The sequence below is a fragment of the Undibacterium sp. Di26W genome, assembly GCF_049340265.1.
Lineage (GTDB): Bacteria > Pseudomonadota > Gammaproteobacteria > Burkholderiales > Burkholderiaceae_D > Undibacterium.
Genome location: NZ_JBMPOR010000017.1, coordinates 87175 through 113983, shown reverse-complemented (window position 1 = coordinate 113983; position 26809 = coordinate 87175). Strand labels below are relative to the sequence as shown.

Below are 26809 nucleotides of genomic sequence, written 5' to 3'. Positions count from 1 at the left end.
CTCTGGGTGTGGGCAAAAACGGGAAAAATACGGACAGCCATGCATAACAAAACCAGCTTGCCCCTGCATATTGCAGCATCTGTCTGCCTGCTACTTTGCAGCGCCTGCAGCAGCCTGCATCAGCAAGCATCCACAGCAAACAACACACCAGCAGCGTCGCTAAATACACAGCAAACGGCGCTCGGTGCTGCCCGCGTCTATCAGCAGCAAATACAGATCAGCGGCAGAATCACCGTGCTGTACCAACAGGCTGACAAACCACAAAGCATGCCTGGCAATTTTGAATGGGAACAAGACCAGGATGGCATACGCATCACCCTGCTATCCTCTTTGGGGCAAACCCTGGCCAGAATCACGCAAACCGCACAAGGTGCCCGACTGGAACAGAATGGCAAGGAAACCCGCCAGGCAGCCGATCTCGATCTTTTGCTGCAAGATACGCTGGGCTGGTCCTTGCCGGTAGCCGGTCTGCGCGACTGGTTACAGGGTTTTGTAGCAAAAGATGGCAAAACCGCCATGCCTGTACAAGCCGAAGACCAGACTATCGACACCCAGGGCTGGAAACTACGTTACGCCACCTGGCATGAGCAACCGAGCTTTCCAAAACGTATCGATTTGCAAAGATATAGCAGCCAGGCTGGCGATATTTCCATTCGTATCGTCATCGACCAATGGAAATGATGCGCACACTGAAGCAGTGCCCGGCGCCAGCCAAACTCAATCTCTTCCTGCACGTGACGGGCCGCAGGCCAGATGGTTACCACTTGCTGCAGACTGCCTTTCAGTTGATAGACCGCTGCGATTATCTGGATGTGGAAGTGCGCGATGACGGCATTGTGCACAGGAGCAATGACCTACCCGGCGTACCTGCCGACAGTGATTTGATTGTCAGAGCGGCCAAGTTGCTGCAAACACATAGCGGTTGTGGGTTAGGGGCCAATCTGACGCTGCACAAGCAACTACCCATGGGCGGTGGCCTGGGTGGCGGCTCATCCGACGCAGCCACCACCTTGCTGGCGCTGAATCATTTATGGAATACCGGGCTGACCCGGGCAGAATTAATGAAGCTGGGCCTGCAACTAGGTGCTGACGTACCCTTCTTTCTATTCGGCGAAAACGCCTTTGCCGAAGGCGTGGGGGAAGAATTGCAGGCCTTGCGTACTGCTGAAGACTGGTTTGTGGTGCTGGAGCCCGGTGTACAAGTCCCCACACCGGCAATTTTTTCGGCAAAGGAGTTGACAAGAGACACGAATCCCGTCAGAATAGCGGACTTTTCCAGTGATGCAAAAATTCATTGGAAAAACGATCTGCAAACAGTTGCCTGCGCATTGTTTCCGCAAGTAGATGAAGCCATCAAGTGGCTCTCGCAATACGGACATGCAAAGATGACGGGATCAGGGGCTTGTGTTTTTTGTGCTTTTGCCGACGAAACGGCAGCAGACACAGTGTTAAAACAAGTACCGGATCGCTGGACATCATGGAAAGCAAAAGCACTGAGTCGCCACCCGATGGCGCAGAAATTGGGATCGAAAAACATTTGGCTTGAAGCTGGTTTGACGCTAAAATAGCGGCGAACTTGGAAACAGGCAAACGGTTGTGTAGGGGAGTCGCCAAGCTGGTTAAGGCACCGGATTTTGATTCCGGCATGCGAAGGTTCGAATCCTTCTTCCCCTGCCATTAAATTAAAGCCGCCGCATAGATTGTGCGGCGGCTTTTTCAGTTTTATCAGCGGTTCATTTTGTATAAAACCCATGCAAAATAAGCCAGACCCACAATCTCAGCCGATAGGTTCCAGCCATGGCAAATGCGCGCGCACATGACAACATGATGGTTTTCACTGGCAACGCCAATCCTGCACTGGCTGCCGGTGTCGCCAAGCAACTCGGCATCCCTCTCGGCAAGGCAGACGTTTCCAAATTCTCTGACGGTGAAGTCTTGGTCGAGATCAATGAAAACGTGCGTGGTAAAGATGTTTTCGTTTTGCAGTCGACTTGCGCGCCAACCAATGACAACCTGATGGAAATCATGTTGATGGTTGATGCACTGAAACGTGCTTCCGCTGGCCGTATCACTGCCGCTATCCCGTATTTTGGTTATGCCCGCCAGGATCGCCGTCCACGCTCTGCGCGTGTCGCGATTTCTGCCAAAGTGGTTGCCAACATGCTGGAAGAAGCCGGTGTAGACCGCGTGTTGATCATGGACTTGCATGCCGACCAGATTCAGGGCTTCTTTGATATCCCTGTCGATAACATTTACGCTTCACCGATTTTGCTGGGTGACCTGGTCGCCAAGAATTACGAAGACTTGCTGGTAGTTTCCCCTGACGTGGGCGGCGTGGTACGTGCCCGTGCTTTGGCAAAACGCCTGGGTTGCGATCTGGCCATCATCGACAAACGCCGTCCAAAAGCGAATGTCTCTGAAGTCATGAACATCATTGGTGAAGTCGAAGGCCGCAACTGCGTGATCATGGATGACATGGTTGACACTGCAGGCACCCTGACCAAGGCTGCTGAAGTATTGAAAGAACGTGGTGCCAAGAAGGTATTGGCATACTGTACCCACCCGGTCTTGTCCGGCCCTGCGATACAACGTATTTCGCAATCGCCGCTGGATGAACTGGTGGTGACAGACACCATCCCGCTGACAGAAGCGGCCCGTGCCTGCCCCAAGATTCGTCAATTGTCTTGTGACAGCCTGCTGGCCGAAACGTTCCGCCGCATCACCAAGGGTGAGTCTGTGATTTCCTTGTTCACGGACTAAATACGCATTAAGTTTTTCCCGGCACCGTCAATTGACGGTGCTATTTTCTGGACCCCTGGTCGCGGGGGTTCAATACCGCAAAACCGAATAAACGGTTTGCATTTTTTGGAGTAACACCATGAAAGTAATCGCATTTGCACGCAAAGAACAGGGGACCGGAGCGAGCCGCCGCCTGCGCAATGCTGGCCAAACACCTGGCATCATCTACGGCGGTAAAGAAGCACCGGTCGCCATCACTCTGGATCACAATGCGCTGTACCATGCATTGAAAAAAGAAGCATTCCACTCTTCCATTCTGGACCTGGAAGTGGATGGCAAAGCAGAAAAAGTATTGTTGCGCGACTTCCAAGTCCACGCCTACAAACAACTGGTTTTGCACGCTGACTTCCAACGCGTAGATCCTAACCAAAAAATCCACGTTAAAGTGCCTCTGCACTTCATCAACGCTGACGTTTCTCCAGCAGTGAAACTGTCCTCCGCAGTCATCAGCCACGTTGCTGTTGAACTGGACATCTCTTGCCTGCCAGCAGAATTGCCAGAATTCGTTGAAGTTGACCTGTCCAAACTGGAAGCTGGTCAATCCATCCACGTATCCCAACTGACACTGCCAAAAGGCGTGACAGCTGTGGTACATGGTGGTGACGCAACTGTTGCTATCGCTGTTATCCCAGCCGGTGCAACTTCTGCAGAAGCTGAAGCAAAATAATTTGCATTTTGCATTTATACGAAAAGCCGCCTTCGGGCGGCTTTTTTATTTTGCGCTGACGGGATACTTTGCACGCACACCATGTCAGAATTGGTATTACTATTTCTGCCATCACTGATTTCCGGAGCTATTCGCATGCCCTCCCCTCGCAAGCTATACCTGAGTCTGCTCATCCCCCTGTGCTTTGGCCTGCTCAGCCCTGCCAGCCAGGCGCAACTGGCGGCCGGTATCAAATACGATACCAGCTACCCCATCATCAGCCCGGTCTATGCCAAACAAGGCATGGTGGCGACCGAGCAGGCCCTGGCCAGCCAGGTAGGCCTGGAGATACTCAAGCACGGTGGCAATGCGGTGGATGCTGCCGTGGCAGTCGGCTTTGCGCTGGCGGTGGTGCTGCCAAATGCCGGCAATATCGGTGGCGGTGGCTTCATGGTTATCCATGACAGCAAATCGGGCAAGGATGTCGCCCTGGATTTTCGTGAGCTGGCACCAGAAAAAGCCACACGGGACATGTACCTGGATACCAATGGCAAGGTGATACCCGGCAAATCCCTGCATACCCACCTGGCGGTCGGCGTGCCTGGCACGGTAGCCGGCATGGACCTGGCCCTGCGCAAATATGGCAGCATGAAATGGAAGGACGTGATTGCACCAGCAATACGCCTGGCCGAGCAGGGTTTTGACATCAGCCCGCATCTGGCTGAACTGATAGACGCTGGTAAAAACCAGTTGGGCCAGTGGCCCGCCAGCCGTGCCATCTTTTTCAAGGATGGCAAACCCATGCAGGCTGGCGAGCACCTGCTGCAAAAAGACCTGGCCCAGTCGCTGCGGCTGATTGCCGAGCAAGGCGCTACGGCTTTTTACGAAGGTGCGATCGCAAAAAAAATCGTCGCCGAAATGCAGCAGCATCAGGGCCTGATCTCTGCCAGCGACCTGAAAAATTACAAGGCGGTGGAACGCATCCCCGTGCGCGGCAATTATCGCGGCTATGAAGTGGTGTCCATGCCACCACCCAGCTCGGGCGGTGTGCACATCATCCAGATGTTGAACATGCTGGAACATTTCCCCCTGAAGGAACAGGGTGCCAACAGTGCCCAGACCCTGCATCAACTCAGCGAAGTGATGAAACTGGCGTATGCCGACCGTTCCGAATTTCTGGGTGACCCGGATTATTACAAAGTGCCGACCAAAGGCCTGACCTCGCGCGCCTATGCCGATGAGTTGGTAAAGAAAATACAGCCGGACCGTGCCACACCTTCCGCCGACATCAAGCCAGGCAAGCCCCTGCCGTATGAAAGCGACCAGACTACGCATTACAGCGTGGCCGACAAATTCGGCAATGTGGTCGCCACCACCTACACCCTGAACCTGAACTTTGGCAGCGGCATCGTCGCCAGCGGCACCGGCATCGTGCTGAATAATGAGATGGATGATTTTTCGGTCAAGGCCGGCGTACCGAATGCCTTTGGCTTGCTGGGTGGTGATGCGAATGCGGTGCAGGGCTGGAAGCGACCGCTAAGCTCGATGTCACCGACGATCGTACTGAAGGATGGCAAACCCTTCCTGGTGACTGGCAGCCCCGGTGGCAGCCGCATCATCACCACGACCCTGCAAACGATCCTGAATGTCATTGACCATGACATGAATGTAGCCGAAGCCACCATTTCGCCGCGTATCCATCAGCAATGGATGCCAGACCAGTTGCGTTATGAAAAAGGGATCAGCATCGATACCCTGCGCCTGCTGGAACAAAAAGGTCAGATATTGCGCCCGGCAGCGACTTTGGGCAAGACCCAGACCATACAAGTTTATCCGCAAGGATTTGCCGGTTATTCGGACCCGCGCAATCCGGATGGCAGTGCGGTCGGGTTTTAAGCCCTTTGGACTTTACACCTCAGGCTTCCGTGATGACGATATCCATAGGGATATCATGGGTGTCAGCAGCAAAATCCGCCTGTGTGCATTGATAGGCTATGCCTATGGTGAGCGGGCGCGGTGTTTTTTCCAGGGTGCGGTCGTAATACCCGCCGCCATAGCCCAGGCGGTACCTGCCGGCATTAAAGCCTACACAGGGTATCAATAGCGCTGCCGGCTGTATAAACTGGGTGCGCTGGGCTGGTACTGGTATGCCATATTCATCCGCCAGCATGGGGTCACCCGGCCGCCAGGCCAGGAATTGCAGGGGCTGCTGTTTGGCAAGCACCAGTGGTAACGCCAGTTGCAGACCGGTCTCTGACAGGGCTGCATACGCTGCCTGCAAATCAGGCTCACCCCGTATCGGCCAGTACACAGCCAGGCTGGTGATCTGTTGCTGTTGACAGCATTGCAGCAACTTTTCGGCCAGTTGCCTGTCCCATTGTTGTCGGATGTTAACTGCAATATCCCGACGTTTTTGCAGTAAACTTTTCCGCAAGTCCTGACGACTGCGTGCTGCTTCTGTGTACATCGGATGTGCGCTGGCCTTGGGCTGTGTCATACTGTTAGAAATGTAATCAAAAACTGTCTAAAGATGTCTGTGAAAAAAAGTTTAGCTGGACTTGGCCTGATGATCTTAGCAGGTTTCGGCGCATCCACTGTCGCCAGCGCTGCTGCGGCAAAAAAAGGCATGATCGACGATGATGACCGTTTCATGGCCTTGCGCGACGCCGCCTTCCATGATGACTCCGGCAATGCAGAACAGCATGCAGTGGCACTCAAAAATTACGAAATCCCCTCTTATATTGATTATTATCGCCTGCGCGCACGGCTGGTGAAAACCACGAATACCGAATTTCGTGAATTTCTGAGCAAGTATGAAGGCAGCGCCATCGCCGACCGCCTGCGCAATGACTGGTTATTGATGCTGGGCAAACGCGGCGAATGGGAAACCTTTGACCAGCAATATCCTTTGTTCGTGGTGGCAGATGACAATCAGTTACGTTGTTATGCCGTGCTGTCCAGGGCCATCAAACAGCAAAAGGTCGCCAGTGAAGCACGCAATTTGCTAAATTCGCCACGCGACTACGGCGATGGCTGCTACAACATGGTGACTTACCTGGCAGGCAATGGCCAATTCAGCAATAACGACTTGTGGGCACAAGTCCGCATGGCTGGCGAAAACGGCGCATTGCCATTGGCGCAGCGTCTGGGCAAATTGTTGAACGTGCCGGAAAAACAGATGGCCGATGCCATCGACAAACCTGCTGTTGTCACAAAAAAAGCTCCCGAAGCCGGCCACACTGCCCATGAACTCTACCTGATCGCCCTGGGCCGTCTGGCCAAGACCGATCATGAACAGGCAGCCAGCATACTCAGTCGCTATGCCAGCCAGTTCAACGATGCAGAAAAATCCACGGGCTGGGCACAAATTGCCCTGCAAGCCGCGCTGAAACTGGAACCGGATGCGCGGGGCTACTGGCAACGTGCCGATACCGCCCCGCTGTCGCAGGAAGCCTATCAATGGCGGGTACGTACTGCCTTGCGCGAAGGCGACTGGAAACTGGTCAAAACCGGCATCACCAGCATGCCGCCAGCCTTGAAGGCTGATCCAGCATGGGTATACTGGTATGGTCGCGCCCTGAAAGCCGAAGGCAAGAATGAAGAGGCGCGTGTGCAATTTGCCAGCATCGCCGATCAGTTGCATTTCTATGGACAACTTGCGCTGGAAGAACTGGGCCAGAAAATCGGTGTCCCGGTTACTGTCAAACCAGTAACGCCGGAAGAACTGGCACCGATGGAAAAAAATCCCAACCTGCAAAGAGCCCTGAAGTTCTATGCCATGAACCTGCGCTTTGAAGGTACGCGTGAATGGAACTGGGAATTGCGCAAGATGAGCGAACGCCAGCATCTGGCCGCCGCCGAACTGGCCCGCCAGAACAACTTGCTGGATCGTATGGTCAACACGTCGGACCGCACCAAGGGTGAGCTCGATTTCAGCCAGCGCTACCCCACGCCTTTCAACGAAAGCATGTACAAAACCACCCAGGCACTGGGGCTGGACATGGCCTGGGTATATGGCCTGATACGCCAAGAATCGCGCTTCATCATGAATGCAAAATCCCATGTGGGTGCATCTGGCCTGATGCAGTTGATGCCAGCTACCGCGCGCTATGTCGCCAAGAAAATTGGCTTGGGCAAATTTGTGCCGGAACAAGTCAATGATGTGGACACCAATATTGCCCTGGGTACCAATTACCTCAATATGGTGCTGACCGACCTGGGCGGCTCACAGGCGCTGGCGTCAGCCGCCTACAATGCCGGCCCTGGTCGCCCCAGAGCATGGCGGGCAAAACTGAGTCGACCGGTAGAAGGTGCTATTTTTGCAGAAACCATTCCCTTCAATGAAACCCGTAGTTATGTGAAGAATGTGTTGTCGAATGCCACCTATTATGCTGCCCTGTTCGAGAAAAAACCCCAGTCCTTGAAAAGCCGTCTGGGCGTGGTGATACCAAAGGGCATGACGGCTGCTGATGCGGATCTTCCTACCAATTTTTAAGTGTAAAAACTCATGCAAGATACTGAAATGCAACCTGCACTGGCAGCCATGCTGGGCCAAGAACGCGCCGGCTTGCGACTGATCATCGGCAATAAAAATTATTCATCCTGGTCCATGCGTCCCTGGGTGGCGATGAAGGCTTTTGGCATCCCGTTTGAAGAAGTCCGCATCGTGCTGAACCAGCCCGACACCACCAATCGCATCGCCGAATATTCAGCCGCTGGCCGCGTGCCGGTCTTGCTGGCGGGCGAGATCACAGTCTGGGATTCGCTGGCGATTTGCGAATACCTGGCCGAACAGTTTTCCATACTCAACCTGTGGCCGGAAGATGTGGCAGCACGCGCAACGGCACGCAGTATCTGTGCAGAAATGCATTCTGGCTTTTCTTCCCTGCGTACCGACATGCCCATGGATATTCGCGCCTCACTGCCTGGCAAGGGCCGTAGCATAGGCTCGCAAGCCGACATAGGTCGCGTCAGCGAAATCTGGGAAGACTGCCTGGCCCTATACGGCGCGCATGAGTTCCTGTTCGGTGCCTTTTCCATCGCCGATGCTTTCTATGCGCCAGTGGTCATGCGTTTCCGCACCTATGGTGTATCACTGGCCCCTGCCTTGCAGGCTTATGCCGAACGCGTACTGGCCCATCCCGCCGTCGCCCAGTGGGTCAGGGAAGCACTGCTGGAAACCGAAGGCCTGCCCGGACACAATGGCAGTCTGGAAGCCTGAAGCAGCGCCATGAAGACCTATATCGTCGGCGGTGCCGTGCGCGATGCCCTGCTGGGCTTGCCTGTGCAGGACCGCGATTTCGTGGTGGTCGGTGCTTCACCAGAAGAGATGCTGGCCAAGGGCTATCTGCCGGTGGGCAAAGACTTCCCGGTATTTTTGCATCCGCAAACCCATGATGAATATGCGCTGGCACGTACCGAGCGCAAAACTGCTGCCGGGTACAAGGGCTTTGTATTTCATACCGATGCCGATGTCACGCTGGAAGAAGACCTGATACGCCGCGACCTGACCATCAATGCCATGGCACAGGATGACGCTGGCAATATCATCGACCCCTATGGTGGTCTGCGCGATTTGCAGGACAGGGTATTTCGCCATGTATCACTGGCATTTTGCGAAGACCCGGTGCGCATCTTGCGCCTGGCACGTTTTGCCGCCCGCTTTGCCATACCGCCACAGGATTTCAGCGTGGCAGAAGAAACCACCGCGCTCATGCAACGCATGGTAGCCGCCGGTGAAGTGGATGCCCTGGTAGCAGAACGCGTATGGCAAGAACTGTCACGCGGCCTGATGGAAACCCGGCCTTCCCGCATGTTTGCCGTGCTGCGCAGTTGCGGTGCCCTGCAAAGATTATTGCCTGAACTGAATACCCTCTTTGAAGACACCGGTCATGAGCGCGGCCAGCATCTGATGCAGATACTGGATGCCACCGCACAGCGCAACAGCCCACTGAGCACCCGGTTTGCCGTGCTGCTGCATGATCTGGTGATAGCGTCGGCAGAAAGCGATGCCCTGCCCGTAGAAAAACTGCGGGTAAAACTGGCGGACGGTATTTGCCAGCGTCTCAAAGTACCGGCAGATTGCCGTGACATGGCTGTCATGCTGGCGCGTGAACATGTACACATCAAAGATGCCACATCGCTATCAGCCGCAGACACCGTTGATTTACTGACACGTTGCGACGCCCTGCGCAAGCCGGAACGTTTTCTTGAGATGCTCAGTGCCTGTGCCTGCCTGACTCTTGAAGAGTTGGCAACAGACACGGTCTTCGCCCCGCAATTGCAGTTAAGCCAGGCGCTGGACATCGTGTTGAAAGTGAATGGCGGCGAAATTGCCGGCCTGTATGCCCATCAGCCCCAGCAGATCCCGATAGCCATACGCGCAGGCAGAATAAACGCACTGGAAGCAGCCGCAAACGCGCAACAATAGAAGTTTTATTCTCAAAGCCTGCACATCGCTGGAATAATCAGGCCAGATCATCTACAATGCATTGTGCAGTGCACAAAAGCTACCCATAAGGAGCTGCCATGAATGCGTCAGATATGTTTCCTGAAGATCCAAAACACTTGCTGGACGCCAGCAAAAAAACTTCCAAATCTACCGTTTTCGTCAAGGAATTGTCGGAAAAGGACAGGCATCGCATCCTGCGTCATTTTCTTGGACTGGAAGAAAGTGATCGCCTCTTGCGCTTCGGTACTTACCTGCCGGACGCGATGATAGAAAAATACGTGGACGGCATCGATTTTTCGCGCGACAAAGTATTTGGTGTCATCAGCCACCACTTCCGCATTGTCGGTGTTGGCCATCTGGCCTATGCACCACGCGCCGAGAATGATGACGTCACTGACAAAGACAAGGTCGCCGAATTTGGTGTGTCCGTCTCCAAAATTGCGCGTGGCAAGGGAATCGGTTCCAAGCTGTTTGAACGTGGTGCCATCCACTGCCGTAATGATGATGTCGATACCCTGTACATGCATTGCCTGTCATCCAACCAGACCATGATACACATCGCCAAAAAAGCCGGTATGGAAATCCACCGCGAATATGGCGAAGCCGACGCCTACCTGAAAATCCTGCCCGCCGACGCCGTCAGCGTCCTCAAAGAAGCCATGCAGGAACAGGTCGCTGCCATCGACTACACCATCAAGGCCAATACCCGCGCAGCCGCCAAATGGCTGAGTCATTTGCCGGGGATGAAGGATAGTTCGAAGTAGATTTACTAGGTTTGGCTACAGGTCAAGACCTCTCAACACAGAGGCACAGAGAAAAGCAGGAGGAAAAGCAAAACCTGGTTTTCTCTGTGTCTCAATCATTGATCAATCCAGTAATAAGAAGCTTGACTGAAGGTCGCATTGACGTTGCTTTTGGGGTTGCTGTTGCTTTTGAGGTTGTTTTTGACTTTTGCAATTCCCATGTGTCGACGCCGTTTGTGCGGTACAGAAAATGGAAAAAGAAGAGCCGATGTTTGAGCCGCAGGCGAGTTTCGGATCTTCCCATTTTTTGTACTGCACAAACGGGAACCCCCTTTAGGGGGCGACGACGCCTGGGTCGCCTTTTTGGCACAACTTTTTGGCGAAGCAAAAAGGTGTGTAGCCGCCGGTCTACCACCGGCCTGCAATCGTAAATGACGTATGCAGGCATTTAAAAAAACAGCAGCATAATCATGGTGCAGTGATTTAAATCACTACATAATATGTTGCGAACGCCACTAGACTCCTGCCTTCGCAGGAGTGACGATTTTGAGCTTAATTGTTTTAACTATGCTCAGGGGCACACAGGCAAATAAGCACAATGCCATCCATCGCCCAAACCTTCAATCACCCACCCACCACTACCGGCAAAGCCGTCGTATCCTTAATCTGCTGCAAGGCAAAACTCGACTTTACATCCAACACCGCAGGATGACGCAACAGGGTTTCCATCATGAAACGCGAAAAATGGTTCATGTCTTCCACATGCACCCGCAACAAATAATCCATTTCCCCCGTCATCGCATAACAAGCTACCACCTCAGGCCATTGTCCTACCGAAGCCGAGAAGTCATCACGTGGCGAGCGTGAAGCACCCTTGCCGGGGGCATCACTGTGCTTTTCCAGCCGCACATTGACATAAGCCAGCAAACCCAGGCCTATCTTGGCCGGTTCCAGCAGGGCTACATACTTGCGTATGACACCGCTGTCTTCCAGACGCTTGATGCGGCGCAGACAAGGTGAAGGCGACAGATTCACCCGCTCTGCCACCTCTTGATTGGTCAGCCTGCCATCCGCCTGCAAAATTGCCAGGATTTTGCGGTCAATTTTATCCAGTTCAATTTCCATCATAATCTGCCATTAATTAAATGATTTAAGCAATATTATTGCTCAAATCGCGAAGTCTTTGGGGTATTTGGCAATTATATGGCGCGTTTAGCGGACTATACTGATAGCTTGAGCTACATCAAAGCCTGCCTTGAAAGCAGTCAGATGCAGCGGACACTGATGATGACACTAAGGAGACAGGCATGACTTTCCAGACTTGGGACAACCCTATGGGTACCGATGGCTTTGAGTTTATCGAATACGCAGCACCCGATCCAAAAGCACTCGGCGACTTGTTCGTCACCATGGGTTTTAGCGCGATTGCCAAACACCGTACCAAGGATGTGACGCTGTACCGCCAAGGCGGTGTGAACTTCATCATCAATGCAGAACCTGATTCTTTCGCACAAAAATTTGCCCGCAAACATGGCCAATCCGTTTGCGCCTTCGCTTTCCGCGTCAAGGATGCCAATGCCGCCTACAAGCGTGCACTGGATCTGGGTGCCTGGGGCTTCGACAATAAAACCGGCCCTATGGAATTGAATATTCCTGCCATCAAGGGCATAGGCGATGCACTGATTTATTTTGTCGACCGCTGGCACGGCAAAGATGGTGCAGAACCGGGTGCCATCGGCAATATCAGCATTTATGATGCCGACTTCGTGGCGATTCCCGGTGTCGATTCCAACCCGGTCGGCAAAGGTCTGACTTATATCGATCACCTGACCCACAATGTGCATCGTGGCCGCATGAAGGAATGGGCAGATTTCTATGAAAGCCTGTTCAACTTCCGCGAAATCCGTTACTTCGATATCGCTGGTAAACACACAGGCTTGAAATCCAAAGCCATGACTTCACCTTGCGGCAAAATCCGTATCCCAATCAATGAATCCTCGGATGATAAATCCCAGATCGCTGAATACCTGGACCTGTACCACGGCGAAGGTGTGCAACACATCGCCATGGGCACGGACAATATCTATGACACCGTTGGTGACATGAAAGCCAATGGCGTGGTGTTCCAGGACACCATAGAAACCTACTATGACCTGGTTGATCGTCGCCTGCCTGGCCATGGTGAAAACCTGGACGAATTGCGCAAGCTGCGCATACTCGTCGATGGCAAGAGCACAGAAACATCACGTGAATTGCTGTTGCAGATTTTCACGACCACAGTGATTGGCCCTATCTTCTTTGAAATCATCCAGCGCAAGGGCGACCAGGGTTTTGGCGAGGGTAATTTCCGCGCCCTGTTTGAATCGATAGAACTGGATCAGATCCGTCGTGGCGTCATCAAAGACGAAACAACGGTCTGATTTTCGCCAAACCTGAATGGAGATAAAAAAAGGTTGATTGTCATTATTGATGTCAGCCTTTTTTCTAAAATATGATGGACACCACCGTTACCAACGAAGATTTTCTCGCCACCGTTGCCGAGAAATCGAATGGTGCCGCCCTGCGTGGCAACTATGAAAAGGCCGACGAACATTACGTCGTCGAACAAGACTGGGCCGCCTATACCGAAGCAGAACATGCCCTGTGGCGTAAGCTGTACCAGCGTCAGATGGAGCTTTTGCCCGGCCGCGCCTGTGATGAATTTATCGCAGCACTGCATAAGATGGATGCGGCAGACGGTATCCCGCGCTTTGACCGTACTTCTGAAGAACTCTTTGCTGCCACTGGCTGGCGCATAGTCGCGGTCCCTGGCCTTATACCAGAACTGACTTTCTTTGAACACCTGGCCAATCGTCGCTTCCCTGTCACCGTATGGCTGCGCAAACCGGAAGAATTCAATTACATCGTTGAACCCGATGTCTTCCATGATTATTTCGGCCACGTACCCATGCTGTTCAATCCGGTATTTGCCGATTACATGCAGTTATATGGCAAGGGCGGACTAAAGGCGATGAAACTCGGCGGCCTTGATTATCTGGCGCGCCTGTACTGGTATACGGTGGAGTTTGGCCTTATCAGGACCGGGCAGGGTTTGCGTATCTATGGTGCAGGCATACTGTCATCTGGCGGTGAAGTCGAATACTGCCTGAAGCCGGGTACAGCGTCGCGCCACGTCCATCTGGACATACAGCGCTGCCTGCAAACCCTGTACAAGATAGACAGCTTCCAGGAAACCTATTTCGTCATCGATAATTTCCAGCAATTGTTTGATGGCACGGCACCGGATTTCACGCCCTACTATCAGCGCCTGAAACAACTCGATGCCTTGCCAGCCAATACCTTGTTGCCAGGCGAAGTTGAATTGCTGCCATAGGTCTGCATTGAGATTGAAAACTGAAATGGAGGCATCAAAAGTGATGCCCCCATTTTTATTTTTGCGCAGTGACGGTATTTGATACGCGCGTCCATACCTGGCTACGGCCATTTTCTGGCTTGTCCTTGTATGCTGTGACTTCCAGCTCAGTCGGGCTCAGCATGCGCATCTGGCACGCATAGGTCTGGCCATCGGCGCGATTGAAAATCGTGCCTGACCAGGTGGCGGCTCCGCTCGCCGTAAAGCCCTCCATAATGGTCTTACCCAATACAGGTATCGCGGATACAGGCGTTGCGGTACTGCCCATCGCCGTCATGTTGCTCAAATTCGCCGCATCGTTGATCTTGCTGACTTTGCCGCACACAGACTGACCACAATTGCCGATTTGCACTTCCAGGCTACCGCTCTGGGTCAGCCAGGTACCAGCGAATGCGTCTGGCCTATTTGCCTGGTTATTGGCGAGCTTGTTGGCCTGAATTTCCGCTTCCACAGGTGCCAGGTAGTAATCAGACAAACCAGCCTGCTGGGCCTGGGCAGACCAGGTACTCATCAATACGGTGGCAAAAGTGGTGATAACGATCATTTGCTTTTTCATGTCAGTTCTCCTTGAGTTGTCGAGGTGATGAATTCATCACGGCAACGTCATTAGACAGTCGCAAGGTATCTGGCAGATGTCAGGAAATGCCTTATTTGCATCTGACTATGTGTCAACGGCACTCAGATACACTGGGATACAAAAGATTTTGTCTCTGCCGCTATTTAAGCTATAAAGCACTATGGAATGAACCATCAAGAATGAGCGCCAGGCCCAGCACATGGAAAATACAGAATCCCCGGATCACATCCTCATCGTTGATGATGATGCAGAAATACGCGAACTGACTGCCCTGTACCTGCGCAAGAATGGCAACAAGGTCAGCACGGCTGCTGGTGGCAAGCAAATGCGTGCCTTGCTCGAAGGCAGCGTCATTGACCTCATCGTGCTCGATATCATGATGCCGGGCGAAGATGGCCTTAGCCTGTGCCGCGAATTGCGCTCAGGTCCGCACAAAGTCATTCCCCTATTTTTTTTGACAGCACGTGCAGAAGAGACTGACCGCATAGTCGGCCTGGAAATGGGTGCCGACGATTACCTGACCAAGCCTTTCGCTGCACGGGAATTGCTGGCCCGCATCAAGGCAGTCTTGCGCCGCACGCGCATGTTGCCGCCCAAGCTTCGCGAACAAAAACCACCCGCCATGCTCAATTTTGGTGACTGGCAACTCGATACCCTGGCACGCCATCTACTTGATAAAGACGGTGTCATGGTCACACTCAGCGGTGCTGAATACCGCCTGTTGCAAGTCTTAGTTGAACACCCGCAACGCGTGTTGAATCGTGACCAGTTGCTGAACCTGACCCAGGGTCGTGACGCTGATTTATTCGAGCGCTCCATAGACTTGCTGGTCAGCCGCCTGCGCCAGCATTTGCGCGACGATGCCCGTGAACCGCGCTATATCAAGACCGTGCGCAGTGAAGGCTATGTCTTCTGCGCCCTGGTCACGGCACAAGGGGAAAGCTGATGCACATCATGGAAAGCCCGCACTGGCCGCACACCCTGTTTGGCCGTCTGTGTCTGATTTTGCTGAGTGCCCTGCTGATGGCTTATTCACTCTCGTTTGCCTCGTCGCAATGGGACAAGATGCAGGTCAGAAAAAACCATATGGTCTATTCGGTAGGCAAGGATGTCGCCAATGCCATTTCCTTTCTTGATCGTCTGCCAGTCAGCGAACGTCAGTCCTGGCTGGACAAACTGGCCCGCAACAACTACGTATATACCTTGCAAGCCGCACCCGCGGATGCCACGGACAGCATAGACGTGGACATTGCCAACGAGGCGATAGAGGCCATAAAAAATAATCTGGAGCATCCGGCAAGAATCAGGATCAGCGTGCGCACTGAGAACGATAAAAAAATCCTGCAATTGCATCTGACCTTGAGTGACGGTGCGCCAATCACCGTCCGCCTGACTGCGACACCGTACACCATACAATGGAGCATGTTCTCGCTGCTCTGCGTACAGCTTGCCATCCTCATGCTGGCAGCCTGGCTGGCAGTCAGGACAGCGACACGCCCACTGGCGATGTTGGCTGCAGCAGCCGACGCCATGGTAAAACCAGGTGCCAGGCCACAGTTCCCCGCCCGGGCACCGCGAGAAGTATTCCGTGCGGCTACCGCCTTCCAGAATATGCAAGAACGCATAGACACTTATCTGGCAGAACGCATGCAAATCCTGGCCTCCATCACCCACGACCTGCAAACCCCCATCACCCGCCTGCGCCTGCGCACCGAACTCATGGATGACGACAGCCAGCGCGATAAAATACAAGCCGACCTGCACGCCATGCAAAAACTGGTAGAGCAAGGTCTGGCCTATGCCAAGGTACAAAATCAATTACAAACGAATCAGGAAGCAAGCAGCAAAATCAATCTTGATGCCCTGGCTGGCAGCCTGGTGCAAGACTATTGCGACACTGGCCAGCAAGTCAGCCTGCATGGCAATAGCAGTCAGACTCTACAAACCCGCCCCCTGGCCCTGTCCCGCCTGCTCGGCAACCTCGTCGACAATGCCCTGAAGTTTGGCAGCGAAGTGGAAGTTACCCTGAACAGCGACCCGCAGCATGCCGTCATCACCGTACAGGACAGAGGCCCCGGCATCCCCGAAGAGCTATGGGACGCCGTGATGCAACCCTTCGTCCGACTCGAATCCTCCCGCAACCGCGACACCGGCGGCGCCGGGCTTGGCCTGGCAATCGTCGCCCAACTGGCGATACAACTGCATGCCGAAATACGGTTTACCAATCGTGAGGGTGGCGGTTTGGCGGTGAGCGTCAGATTGCCTTTGCAGGCTGGAGTGGAGCAGGTCTAATCGGTGAGTAATTGGCCGCGAAAAATATGAGCTGCTGTCGTAGTGACGTTGCTGTTGCTGTTGCTGTTGTTGGTTTTGCCCTTGATTTTCAACCGCTTGGGACGCTGCAATTTGTGCGTCACAGAAAATGGATCAGAAAGCTTCGTGTTTGAGCGAAGCGAGTTTCGAAGCTTTCCCATTTTTTGTGATGCACAAATTGTGCTGGAGCGTAGCGCAAGCACCCAAAGGGCAAGTCTGCGGTCGCCTTTCTTTGATTCCTTTCTTTGGCGAAGCAAAGAAAGGAATTCGGCCGCCGGGCCGAGACCCGGCTTGTGTCTACGGAGAGCAATCGCTTTACACACAACACAAGTATGCAACGAACGCCGCTGGATTCCTGCCTACGCAGGAATGACCTTAACTCAATTAACGTCAAATTGAAGGTTTAATAGCTAGGTAGGTATATCAAAACTGAGAATTTCATTTGCATCAAAATCAACATCCCGATCACACCCTCCAATACTCCCCCTCCGCTCTCTCCATCAGCCCATTCATAATAAACTCCCGCCGCAAGGTCGCAAAATCCGAATGAAACTGCAGCAAAAACGTATTGATGTCAGCCTCCACATAGCGTCGTTCAAACTGCAATTGCTCCACCAGCCAGCGCAAGATCACCAGACGTTTTTTACGTTGTTCAGGAATACTCACCAGACGGCCATTCTTGATGAACGACTTCATCACCCGCTCAGCCTCAACTTCGGTTGACTGCAAGTCCAGCATGATTTGGGACGCATCCCAGTTGGCCTTGAAACGCTCGGTACGGCTGGCTTGCAGGCGTTGCTGCGCCAGGCTCAGCCAGCTCGCGCTGCCATATCCCAACACCAAATCACGCCCAATAGCATCCCAAAATTCTGGCGCAGCGCTGACACCCATCGCCTGCAAATAATCGCTGGTAACGACCAGATACTGACGCCGGTAAGGCAGCAAATAAGCCGCCTCAGTGGCACGTAATTGCTCCTGTGCTTCGGCATAGCTGGCATACCAGTGATTAAAGAACGAGGTGACTTCAGCACCATGCCAAAAGTCACCCATATCTTCACCAGCCTGTGCCTGGCCACCAAGGATGACACGCGCATGTTCCCAGTTCTGGAAACCAGCATCGGCCGCGGCCAGGTTCATGCAGTGCTTGAGTTGCCAGTTGTCGGGAATTTCCCAGTTGCGCTGCCGGCTTAAGATCAGGGCGCGTTTGCTGGCTGCAGTATTGCGCGTCTCCAACAGTTTTTGCAATAACCGGGCGCGGGTTTTGATTTCTGTAGTAAGTGCGTTCATGCTGCAGCTCCGTTAAGCAGGAGCTGTTGGGTGATGAACAGGGATGGGTAGTACGACGATAACATGATGAACTCCAGTTCGCTTATCGACGACCCGCTGACGTCAAACGAAACATGGCAATTATCACATTAATAGAGATGTATATTTGCAGGGTGAGAGCCTCTTGTGCGGGCAGGCGCCCCTTAGCACCTGTGCGACAATTGTAGGCTCGCCTTCAAATTTCGTCAACTGCCAATACCAATAAGCGATCACTAATGCAAGGCAGGCAAACTGGCCAGTGACACACCCAAAACGATTAATACTGCGCCAATGAAACGATTCAACACCACCTGTTGCCTGAGCATGCCAGCACGCAAACGGCTATCAGAGAAAAACAAGGCAACCAGACTGAACCATATCCAGTGCGCAAAGGACATGAACAAGCCGTAGCCAAATTGCGTCAGCAGGCTGGTATCGATCTGCACTACCTGGGTATAAGTACTAAGGACAAACAAAGTGGTCTTGGGATTGAAGGCATTGGTCATGAAGCCGGCCCGCAAGGCTGCCAGCTTACCTGATTGTTGCCCTTCCGTGATTTCTGCATTCATGACTGCACGGGCAAAAAAAGTCTGGTAGCCCATATAGATCAGGTAGATTGCGCCAATAATCTTGATGGCGAAATACAGACTGGGGGATTTGACAATCAGCAATCCCACACCCAGCATGGTGTACATGACATGCACTTGCACACCCAGGGCAATGCCGCTGGCGGCCAGCAGACCAGGACGGCGGCCATACAGGTAACTGTTTCTGGTCACCATGGCAAAGTCAGCCCCAGGGCTGATAACAGCCAGGATAGTGATGATGGCAACGGCAATGAGTTCTGTCATGGTCTTCCTCAGGAGTAAAATTTATATTCGTGATCACTTCTCACGTATAAATGTATTCTGAAGCTGGATCACAATGATGAAAATCGATTTATACTCAAACATATCATTGAGAAAATCTCACAGATGAGCTATCACCTGCCATCCTTGAATGCGATACGTATGTTTGAAGCGGCGGCACGCCATTTAAGCCTGGTCAAGGCGGCTGATGAGCTGCATGTCACTCATGGCGCTGTCAGCCGCCAGATCAAGCAATTGGAAGAGAATTTGGGTATTGCCTTATTCGAACGCCGCAACCGCGCCATTTTTTTAACCCGTGCTGGCATGAACTTGCAAAGTACTTGCACTGACATCATGCGGCAACTGGAAGCCGGGCTACGCCAGTTAAGGCAAACTGAAGATCAAGCGCTGGTCATCTCTTGCGAACCGACAATAGCCATGCGCTGGCTGATCCCACGTTTGGGCAAATTCAGGCAGCAATACCCCGGGATGGAAATCCATTTACTTGCTGCGGGCGGACCTGTGGATTTGCACCATGGACATATTGACCTGGCGCTGCGGCGCAATGACTTCGTCTGGACGCAAAACTACCATGTCACCCGGGTCGCCCAGGAATTAATCGCCCCAGTCTGCGCGCAAGGCTTGCTCAAACAGGGAAAACTGCAATTGAATCAGCAATGCCTGCTGCACACTGCTACCCGGCCCGACGCCTGGGCGCAATGGCAAAAACTCAGCGGGCTAACTGCGCGTGGCAAAAGCCAGGCGACCTATGAACATTTTTACCTGAGTCTGCAAGCAGCCTGCGTCGGTTTGGGTGCCGCCATGGCATCGGTCTATATGGTGGAAGATGAAATCCGCAACGGACAATTGCTGGCACCACATGCATTCATGGCAGATGGGACTGACTATGTCTTGCTGTCAGCTTCGCCATTTGATGAGGACAAGCGCCGCCTGGCGTTTCTGGATTGGTTACAGCAGGAATTTGAAGTGACGGCGCAGGCCGTCACAGGTCTTCATCAATAAAAACCAGGTTCACCGGCAGGCCTGGTTTTAAAGCGCTTGTGTGCCCAGAAATATTCAGCGGGCGCTTTCAATATCTCTTGCTCAATGAAGGCGTTCATATAACGTGTGGCCGCCACCATATCGTCGCCCGGATAGTTTTGCCATGGCGCATGGAAAGTCACTTTCCAGCCCTGGTAATCCGGCAATATGGTGGCGATAACGGGAATGACCTTGGCACCAGTGGTCGCGGCTATCCTTGACACCGCCGTCAGTGTCGCAGCAGGCACGCCAAAGAAAGACACGAATTCGGCATCCTTGGCACCAAAATCCATGTCCGGCAACATGAAGAAAGGCAGACCTTCGCGCATGGCACGAATGATGGGCTTGACCCCTTCGGCACGCGAAAACAGTTTCACCGGACGAAAACGCGAGCGGCCCTTGCGCAGGGCGGCATCAAATACCTTGCTGCGTTGGCGCGTATAGATGGAACACAGGGAGGATTCCAGCATCACCGCCACGCCTGCCACATCCAGGCTGACAAAATGCGGGCACATCAGTATGGTCGGGCCAGCCGCTATCGCCGCCATGGGTACGGCGGGGTCGATCCGTATCAATCGCTTCAGGCGTGCTTCTGATGCCCACCAGAGTATGCCGCGCTCCAGCACGCTGCGCGCATAGACCTGGAAATGCCGTCTGGCCATCGCCACTCTTTCAGCTTCACTGAGATGCGGCAAGCAAAGGGACAGGTTTTTCAGGGTGATGTGGCGGCGTTTGCGTATCACGACAAACAGCATACTGCCTACGGCTTCACCCAGACGTCCCAGCACAGGCAAAGGCAACCAGTGCAACAGCCACATCAAGACCAGCACAGCTCTCATGCCTGCCCCTGTCCGAAGCGCGATTCCGGGCCATCCACACCATCCGGTTTTTTATAGCGGTTATAACTCCAGAAATACTGGGCTGGCGAACGGGCAATCAGTTTTTCCATGGCACGGTTGATAGCACTTGCCTGGTCTACCGGGTCTGTCCCCAGTTCTTCTTCAAATGGCACAAACCGGATCACATAGCCACGCCCGAATGGCAGCCTTTCTGCATAAGTCAAAATGATGGGCGAACCCGTCATGCTGTGCAGCTTGGCAGACAGCGTCATGGTATAGGCGCGTTTTTCAAAAAACTTGGCCCAGACACCTTCACCTTCTTGCGGCACCTGATCGGGCAGCAAGCCTATGGCCTCGCCCTTCTTAAGGGCCTTGGCCATGATGCGCACACCGGACAGGTTAGCCGCTGCCAGCAACAAATTATCACGTGCGCGTGCACCCTCGATCAGCGGCTTGAGTGCAGCCTGGCGCGGAGGGCGATACAAGACCGTCAGACGGGTACGCATGGCAATACTTTGGGCAACGATCTCAAAACAGCCAAGATGCGGCGTCAGAAAAATCACCCCTTTTTTACCGTCCAGAGCAGTCTGTACCAGTTCCCAGTTCTCTATGCTGGCAGTCTTTAACACTCGTTCCGGCTTGGCACACCAGATAAAGGGCAGTTCCAGGATATTCTTGCCAGCCTCGCGTATGGCCTCATGCAAATGCCCAGTAAAACCGGCCCTGGCGATATTTTCTTTCAGACGACGACGATATGATCCTGACAACAAATATACCGCCCAACCCAGTACAGCCCCGGCAAAATGCAAGACCGACAATGGGAAAATGGAAAGAAGACGAAACAATGTGACAAGCATGACGCCGCTCAAGTAACAGTTGAAAAATAGGGGATATTCGACAGATAAAGCAGAACGAGCGTAAAATATCACACATTGGCTAGCTTTGACCTGCTTAACCGCAGGACAATTCAATAAGAAGCAAGCCACCGCCGAGTTAACAGACAACTTGCGAGGCGGTTAATAAAATTCGCTAAAGCGTCGCAGGATCTCTTTCCGACTGCGGCAAAATCTTTACGGTCAATTTTTATAGGAGCCTGCGATGGCAAATGATTTTCTTTTTACGTCTGAATCAGTTTCCGAGGGACACCCGGACAAAGTCGCTGATCAGATTTCCGACGCAATCCTGGATGCAATTTTTGAGCAAGACCCCCGTTCCCGCGTTGCCGCCGAAACCCTGACCAACACTGGTCTGGTCGTGCTGGCCGGTGAAATCACCACCAATGCCCATGTCGATTACATCCAGGTGGCACGTGACACCATCAAGCGCATAGGCTATGACAATACGGAATACGGTATCGATTACAAGGGCTGCGCAGTCCTGGTTGCCTATGACAAACAATCCAACGACATCGCCCAGGGTGTTGACCAGGCATCTGACGACCATCTGAACACCGGTGCCGGTGATCAGGGTCTGATGTTTGGCTACGCCTGCGATGAAACGCCGGAACTGATGCCAGCGCCGATTTACTATGCCCACAGGCTGGTAGAGCGCCAGGCACAACTGCGCAAGGATGGGCGCCTGCCTTTCCTGCGTCCGGATGCAAAAAGCCAGGTCACCATGCGCTATGTTGATGGCAAGCCACACAGCATAGACACGGTCGTGCTGTCCACCCAGCATAGTCCCGATCAAAGCGAAACAGCAACCAAGATGAAGCAGTCTTTCATCGATGCCGTGATCGAAGAAATCATCAAACCGGTGTTGCCGAAAGAATGGCTGAAAGATACCAAGTTCCTCATCAACCCCACTGGCCGTTTTGTAATCGGTGGCCCGCAAGGTGACTGTGGTCTGACCGGCCGTAAAATCATTGTCGATACCTACGGCGGTGCCTGCCCGCATGGTGGCGGTGCTTTCTCAGGTAAAGACCCGACCAAGGTTGACCGTTCTGCAGCGTATGCGGCACGCTATGTTGCCAAGAACATCGTGGCGGCCGGCCTGGCCCGTCAATGCCAGATTCAGGTCGCGTACGCGATTGGCGTGGCACGCCCGATGAACGTCACGGTCTACACCGAAGGCACAGGCCTTATCCCTGATGACCAGATCGCCGCGCTGGTGAATGAACATTTTGACTTGCGTCCAAAAGGTATCATCCAGATGCTGGACTTGCTGCGTCCTATCTATTCCAAGACCGCAGCCTATGGCCACTTTGGTCGTGAAGAACCGGAATTCACCTGGGAACGTACCGACAAGTCAGCGATTTTGCGCGCTGCTGCAGGTTTGTAATTTATCGTCCATATTGTCGTAATGCGTCATTTGCAGCACTGGGAGTAGAAGCAAGAATGCCGGTAAGTTTTTTCAGAAGTAAGTTCACTGCATTTCGCTGCAAAAAACTCGGTGCTTTGTTTGCGATGGCTGGCCTGTTGTCCATGCCATCTGCAAACAGCCTGTCTGCCCCATCCCCTGCCAAACCCAGAGCTGTCACCGACTGGTGCACTCCACTGGTGGCACGCCTGCCCAAAGTCAGCCTGAACGACTGCAAGAACAGCAAGCTCAGCCCGACAGGCGCGCATTCGCTCAATGGTTTCCCGGTGTTGTTCCGGGATATCAAAGCCGATGCCAAATATCCGCAAGCCATACGCGTGCTGTTGCTGGGTGGCATACATGGTGATGAACAGACGGCTTCTTCCATTGTCTTTAAATGGATAGAGACCATGCAAAAAAGCCCACTGGAATTCAACTGGAAAATTGCCCCGGTGGTCAACCCCGATGGCTTGCTGGCTCCCAAGCCACGCCGTGTGAATGCCCGCGGCATAGACCTGAACCGCAATTTCCCTACTCCCAACTGGCAAAAGGAAGCGCCCAGCTACTGGGCTCGCGTCACCCGCAGCGACCCGCGCCGTTACCCCGGCAAAGCCCCCATATCCGAACCCGAAAGCCGCTGGGTTTATGACACTATAGAAAAATTCAAACCTGATGTCATCATCTCGGTACATGCGCCTTTCGGTGTACTCGATTTTGACGGCCCCACCACGCCACCGAATCGCTTTGGCCGCCTCATCTATAATCGCGTCGGCGTCTATCCAGGCTCACTGGGCAATTACAGCGGCCTGCACAAAGATATCCCCGTAGTCACTATAGAATTACCCAACGCCACCCAGATGCCCCCAGACACAGAAGTGCAGCGCATCTGGCAAGACATGCAAAACTGGATAAGGCAGAATGTGGCGGCACCGCTGAGAACGGCGCGGAATCCTTGACTAAAATAAAGAAAATGCTGTCATCGTTTGCGACAGAAATTCCTATTAACTTTCTACAGTTTCCGAAGCGTCTCGCAGACACCGTTTTTCCAGCATAAACTAAGGATCAATTGTATTGTGACCACTCGATTAAATATCCACAACACAACAGATGCCAAAGGAAATATTTTTCAATTCAAAGCTCTTTTTCAGCATTTTGAAAATGGCTACAATCGCGAATCTCCCGACAAGGCAACAATGATTATGCGCTCTTACAGCATATGCAGTTTAGTCAACAAAACCCGGCTCTGCTGATTGATTACAGACACTTCCGGGATAGCGTTGAATTGAGGATAGTTTTCTTGCATTTACACCGGCTCAGATTTTGGTAGATATTATCGCTATTTTTAAAATATTTAAATCTGCTTATGCCAACTTCAAACTTGTCACACCCTCTTTGGGCACTGCTGCCCGTAACTCAATCATAACCCCATCCTGTAAGGACACCACACGTTCGGCCGCATTGATAGTCTCGGGTCTGTGCGCCACCATGATGCGTGTCAGTTGCAAAGCACCCAGTGCCTGATTGACCTTGTGCTCATTATTCACGTCGAGGTGACTGGTTGCTTCATCCAGCGCCAGCACTTTCGGTTGTTTGTATAACGCACGTGCCAGCAAGACGCGCTGCTTTTGACCACCAGACAGACTGCTACCCATATCGCCGACCAAGGTTTGATAACCCATGGGCATTTTGCTGATTTCTTCATGGATGGCTGCCAGCCTGGCGCACTCTTCTACCCTGGTCTGGTCACAGTGACTGTCGAAGAAGGCGATATTGTCCATGATGGAACCAGCCAGCAAGACATCTTCCTGCATGACCGTACCCACCAGTTGACGGTATGTCTTAACGCCTAACTGGCTGATGGAAATATCATCGATCAATACTTCACCTTCTGTTGGTTTCAACAGACCCAGAATAATTTTACACAAGGTCGTCTTGCCGCAACCACTGGGCCCACCCAGGGCAATGCTTTGGCCTGCGGGTATCGTCAGGTTAATATCCTTCAATACCCAAGGCTCACCGTCAGCATAACGGAAGTTAATGTTCTTGAGGGCGATGACAGGCTTGATACGCGAGATATCGGTTTCGATGGCGGTTTCTGGCTCAGCCTCTTCCAGCACAATATCAGCCAGCCTTTCACTATGTAGGCTAAGCATGCGGTAACTGATAAAGACATCAATGAGACTGGAAATACGGCCAGTGAATGTACCCGCATAGCTGGAGAAAGCCATCAGCATACCTACCGTCAGTGTATTTTGCATGACTTGGCCAGCACCAATATAAAACAGCGCTAGTCCCTGCATGCCAAAGATCAGGGTATTGCTGACCTTGAAGATGATAGAAAGCTTTTGCGTCTTGATATCGCGGTTTTGTACATCGATCTTGAGGTTCTGCCAGCGCGACAGGCGTTCAGTCTCGCGGCCAAACAACTTCAAGGGTGTGACGGCACGCATGGTTTCCAGGAAGTGGGAACTCTCTTTGGAAGACAAGATCAGCCGCTCTTGAGATGCTTCACGAAATGGCTGATAGAAGGCCCAACGCAAACCCGCGTACAGGGCCACTGCAGCCAATACCAACATACTCAGCTTAAGGCTATACACCAACATCATGACCAACGCCAACACGGCCATCAGGCCATCGAGCGCACTCTCGACAAACATGCTGGTCAGGGTGCTTTGTATAACACCTATGGAACCAAAACGCGACACCACATCACCCAGATGCCGTTTTTCAAAATAAGAGACAGGCAAACGCACCAGATGAGCAAACACACGTGCCGACCATTGCAGGCTGATATCCATACTCCAGCGCATCAAAAACCAGCTGCGCGCCAGGCCTATGGCATTCTGGGTGATCATCAACAGCGCAAAACCAAATACCAGTACCACCAATAATTCTTTGTCGCCGCTGACGATGACTTCATCAATGACGAACTGATTGAACAGAGGTGAGCAAATTGCAAAGATTTCCAGCGCCAAGGCTAATGCCAATACCTTGACGATAGCAGTACGCAGGCCAACGATATGGCCGGTAAGATCACGCAAGGCGACTTGCTTTTTTTCATCCTTGGGTTTAAATGAAGGGCTGGGTGCCAACTCCAGTGCCACGCCCGTAAAGTGACTGGATGCTTCCTCAACAGGTACACGTCTTTCCCCCACTGCCGGGTCCAACAAGACCAGAGTGACTTTGCCACGCCAATCCTTATGCACAGTTTTGAGCACGACAAAGTGATTCAAATTCCAGTGCAAGATGCAAGGCAGGGCCAGTTGATCGAACTCATCCAGTTCCAGACGAAGCGGGCGACTGTTCAACTGCATGGCAGACGCATGACGCATCAACTGCGCAAGGGTCGCACCTTTGAGACTGATGGAGAATTGGCGGCGCAGATCAGCAAGATCAGAGTGATAGCCAAAATGGCTGGCGACCATGACGAGGCAGGCGAGGCCGCATTCGCTGGATTCAGTTTGGAGGATGGGAGACATTGAAGAAATTTAAATTACCTGTGAAACATGCGATGTGTATATTTTTAATTTGTCTTTACTA

At 52.8% G+C, this 26809-nt stretch carries 24 protein-coding genes and 1 tRNA gene; 17 read left to right on the top strand and 8 right to left on the bottom strand.

The features are described from left to right. Positions 1-39 precede the first annotated feature (39 nt). The 6 genes from lolB to ggt all read left to right on the top strand — a co-directional run bounded on the left by lolB (position 40) and on the right by ggt (position 5341). Positions 40-681, top strand: a complete 642-nt coding sequence (lolB, locus tag ACO0LM_RS19105) for a lipoprotein insertase outer membrane protein LolB (protein ID WP_423038930.1) — start codon at positions 40-42, stop codon at positions 679-681. Further along, entirely contained in the window at positions 678-1568 is an 891-nt protein-coding gene (gene ispE, locus ACO0LM_RS19100; RefSeq protein WP_423038928.1) for a 4-(cytidine 5'-diphospho)-2-C-methyl-D-erythritol kinase, read from the top strand. Before lolB ends, ispE begins: the two co-directional genes overlap by 4 nt. Positions 1569-1600: 32 nt before the next feature. Beyond that, positions 1601-1677, top strand: a tRNA-Gln gene (locus tag ACO0LM_RS19095). A 120-nt stretch (positions 1678-1797) separates the two neighbouring features. Continuing rightward, a complete protein-coding gene (locus ACO0LM_RS19090) occupies positions 1798-2760 on the top strand; it encodes a ribose-phosphate pyrophosphokinase (protein WP_422988346.1) in 963 nt (320 codons plus the stop codon). 118 nt (positions 2761-2878) lie between these two features. Continuing rightward, positions 2879-3466, top strand: coding sequence for a 50S ribosomal protein L25/general stress protein Ctc (locus ACO0LM_RS19085; protein ID WP_422988348.1), 588 nt, complete (start codon positions 2879-2881; stop codon positions 3464-3466). Positions 3467-3601: 135 nt separating this feature from the next. Then, entirely contained in the window at positions 3602-5341 is a 1740-nt protein-coding gene (gene ggt / locus ACO0LM_RS19080; RefSeq protein ID WP_423038926.1) for a gamma-glutamyltransferase, read from the top strand. A 19-nt stretch (positions 5342-5360) separates the two neighbouring features. Here ggt and ACO0LM_RS19075 read toward each other — a convergent pair whose 3' ends face one another. Beyond that, positions 5361-5942 carry a 5-formyltetrahydrofolate cyclo-ligase gene (locus ACO0LM_RS19075; protein ID WP_423038924.1) on the bottom strand — a complete coding sequence of 194 codons (582 nt, stop codon included), beginning with the start codon at positions 5940-5942 and terminating at the stop codon, positions 5361-5363. Between the two features lie 69 nt (positions 5943-6011). Here ACO0LM_RS19075 and ACO0LM_RS19070 point away from each other — a divergent pair, with 69 nt between their 5' ends. The 4 genes from ACO0LM_RS19070 to ACO0LM_RS19055 all read left to right on the top strand — a co-directional run bounded on the left by ACO0LM_RS19070 (position 6012) and on the right by ACO0LM_RS19055 (position 10660). After that, positions 6012-7940, top strand: a complete 1929-nt coding sequence (locus ACO0LM_RS19070; RefSeq protein ID WP_423038922.1) for a transglycosylase SLT domain-containing protein — start codon at positions 6012-6014, stop codon at positions 7938-7940. Between the two features lie 12 nt (positions 7941-7952). After that, positions 7953-8666, top strand: coding sequence for a glutathione S-transferase family protein (locus tag ACO0LM_RS19065; RefSeq protein WP_423038920.1), 714 nt, complete (start codon positions 7953-7955; stop codon positions 8664-8666). 9 nt (positions 8667-8675) lie between these two features. After that, entirely contained in the window at positions 8676-9875 is a 1200-nt protein-coding gene (locus ACO0LM_RS19060) for a multifunctional CCA addition/repair protein (protein ID WP_423038918.1), read from the top strand. Positions 9876-9988: 113 nt separating this feature from the next. Then, positions 9989-10660: a GNAT family N-acetyltransferase gene (locus ACO0LM_RS19055; protein WP_423038975.1), complete on the top strand. Its 672-nt coding sequence runs from the start codon at positions 9989-9991 to the stop codon at positions 10658-10660. 603 nt (positions 10661-11263) lie between these two features. Here ACO0LM_RS19055 and ACO0LM_RS19050 read toward each other — a convergent pair. Then, positions 11264-11767, bottom strand: coding sequence for an Lrp/AsnC family transcriptional regulator (locus tag ACO0LM_RS19050; protein WP_423038916.1), 504 nt, complete (start codon positions 11765-11767; stop codon positions 11264-11266). A gap of 179 nt (positions 11768-11946) precedes the next feature. Between ACO0LM_RS19050 and hppD the strand changes: the two genes are divergently transcribed. Next, the gene (hppD, locus tag ACO0LM_RS19045; RefSeq protein ID WP_423038914.1) at positions 11947-13059 is read left to right on the top strand and encodes a 4-hydroxyphenylpyruvate dioxygenase; all 1113 of its coding nucleotides are present in this window, start codon (positions 11947-11949) and stop codon (positions 13057-13059) included. Between the two features lie 74 nt (positions 13060-13133). Then, positions 13134-14012 (top strand): phenylalanine 4-monooxygenase, encoded by an 879-nt coding sequence (gene phhA / locus ACO0LM_RS19040; RefSeq protein ID WP_423038973.1) that lies wholly within the window; start codon positions 13134-13136, stop codon positions 14010-14012. A gap of 55 nt (positions 14013-14067) precedes the next feature. Here phhA and ACO0LM_RS19035 read toward each other — a convergent pair whose 3' ends face one another. Then, positions 14068-14607: a DUF2147 domain-containing protein gene (locus ACO0LM_RS19035; RefSeq protein ID WP_423038912.1), complete on the bottom strand. Its 540-nt coding sequence runs from the start codon at positions 14605-14607 to the stop codon at positions 14068-14070. A gap of 220 nt (positions 14608-14827) precedes the next feature. Between ACO0LM_RS19035 and ACO0LM_RS19030 the strand changes: the two genes are divergently transcribed. After that, on the top strand, positions 14828-15574 hold the full coding sequence (locus ACO0LM_RS19030; RefSeq protein ID WP_423038910.1) for a response regulator: 747 nt from the start codon (positions 14828-14830) through the stop codon (positions 15572-15574). Continuing rightward, entirely contained in the window at positions 15574-16920 is a 1347-nt protein-coding gene (locus tag ACO0LM_RS19025) for an ATP-binding protein (protein WP_423038908.1), read from the top strand. Before ACO0LM_RS19030 ends, ACO0LM_RS19025 begins: the two co-directional genes overlap by 1 nt. Before the next feature lie 483 nt (positions 16921-17403). Here the strand turns inward: ACO0LM_RS19025 and ACO0LM_RS19020 are convergent, their stop codons facing one another. Both ACO0LM_RS19020 and ACO0LM_RS19015 read right to left on the bottom strand, forming a co-directional pair. Continuing rightward, positions 17404-18225, bottom strand: coding sequence for a DUF2087 domain-containing protein (locus ACO0LM_RS19020; RefSeq protein ID WP_423038906.1), 822 nt, complete (start codon positions 18223-18225; stop codon positions 17404-17406). Positions 18226-18476: 251 nt separating this feature from the next. Continuing rightward, positions 18477-19094 carry a LysE family translocator gene (locus ACO0LM_RS19015; protein WP_423038904.1) on the bottom strand — a complete coding sequence of 206 codons (618 nt, stop codon included), beginning with the start codon at positions 19092-19094 and terminating at the stop codon, positions 18477-18479. 123 nt (positions 19095-19217) lie between these two features. On the opposite strand from ACO0LM_RS19015, the gene ACO0LM_RS19010 reads away from it, so the two are divergent. Next, positions 19218-20114, top strand: a complete 897-nt coding sequence (locus ACO0LM_RS19010) for a LysR substrate-binding domain-containing protein (RefSeq protein WP_423038902.1) — start codon at positions 19218-19220, stop codon at positions 20112-20114. On the opposite strand, the gene ACO0LM_RS19005 is transcribed toward ACO0LM_RS19010, so the two are convergent. Beyond that, positions 20108-20971, bottom strand: coding sequence for a lipid A biosynthesis acyltransferase (locus ACO0LM_RS19005; protein ID WP_423038900.1), 864 nt, complete (start codon positions 20969-20971; stop codon positions 20108-20110). The two genes, ACO0LM_RS19010 and ACO0LM_RS19005, sit on opposite strands and share 7 nt — an antisense overlap. Further along, on the bottom strand, positions 20968-21828 hold the full coding sequence (locus ACO0LM_RS19000) for a lysophospholipid acyltransferase family protein (protein WP_423038898.1): 861 nt from the start codon (positions 21826-21828) through the stop codon (positions 20968-20970). The genes ACO0LM_RS19005 and ACO0LM_RS19000 overlap by 4 nt, the downstream gene beginning before the upstream one ends. A gap of 241 nt (positions 21829-22069) precedes the next feature. On the opposite strand from ACO0LM_RS19000, the gene metK reads away from it, so the two are divergent. Next, positions 22070-23251, top strand: coding sequence for a methionine adenosyltransferase (gene metK / locus ACO0LM_RS18995; RefSeq protein ID WP_423038896.1), 1182 nt, complete (start codon positions 22070-22072; stop codon positions 23249-23251). A 56-nt stretch (positions 23252-23307) separates the two neighbouring features. Further along, the gene (locus ACO0LM_RS18990; RefSeq protein WP_423038894.1) at positions 23308-24225 is read left to right on the top strand and encodes a M14 family zinc carboxypeptidase; all 918 of its coding nucleotides are present in this window, start codon (positions 23308-23310) and stop codon (positions 24223-24225) included. A 405-nt stretch (positions 24226-24630) separates the two neighbouring features. Here the strand turns inward: ACO0LM_RS18990 and ACO0LM_RS18985 are convergent, their stop codons facing one another. Continuing rightward, entirely contained in the window at positions 24631-26748 is a 2118-nt protein-coding gene (locus ACO0LM_RS18985) for a peptidase domain-containing ABC transporter (RefSeq protein ID WP_423038892.1), read from the bottom strand. Positions 26749-26809: the final 61 nt, after the last annotated feature.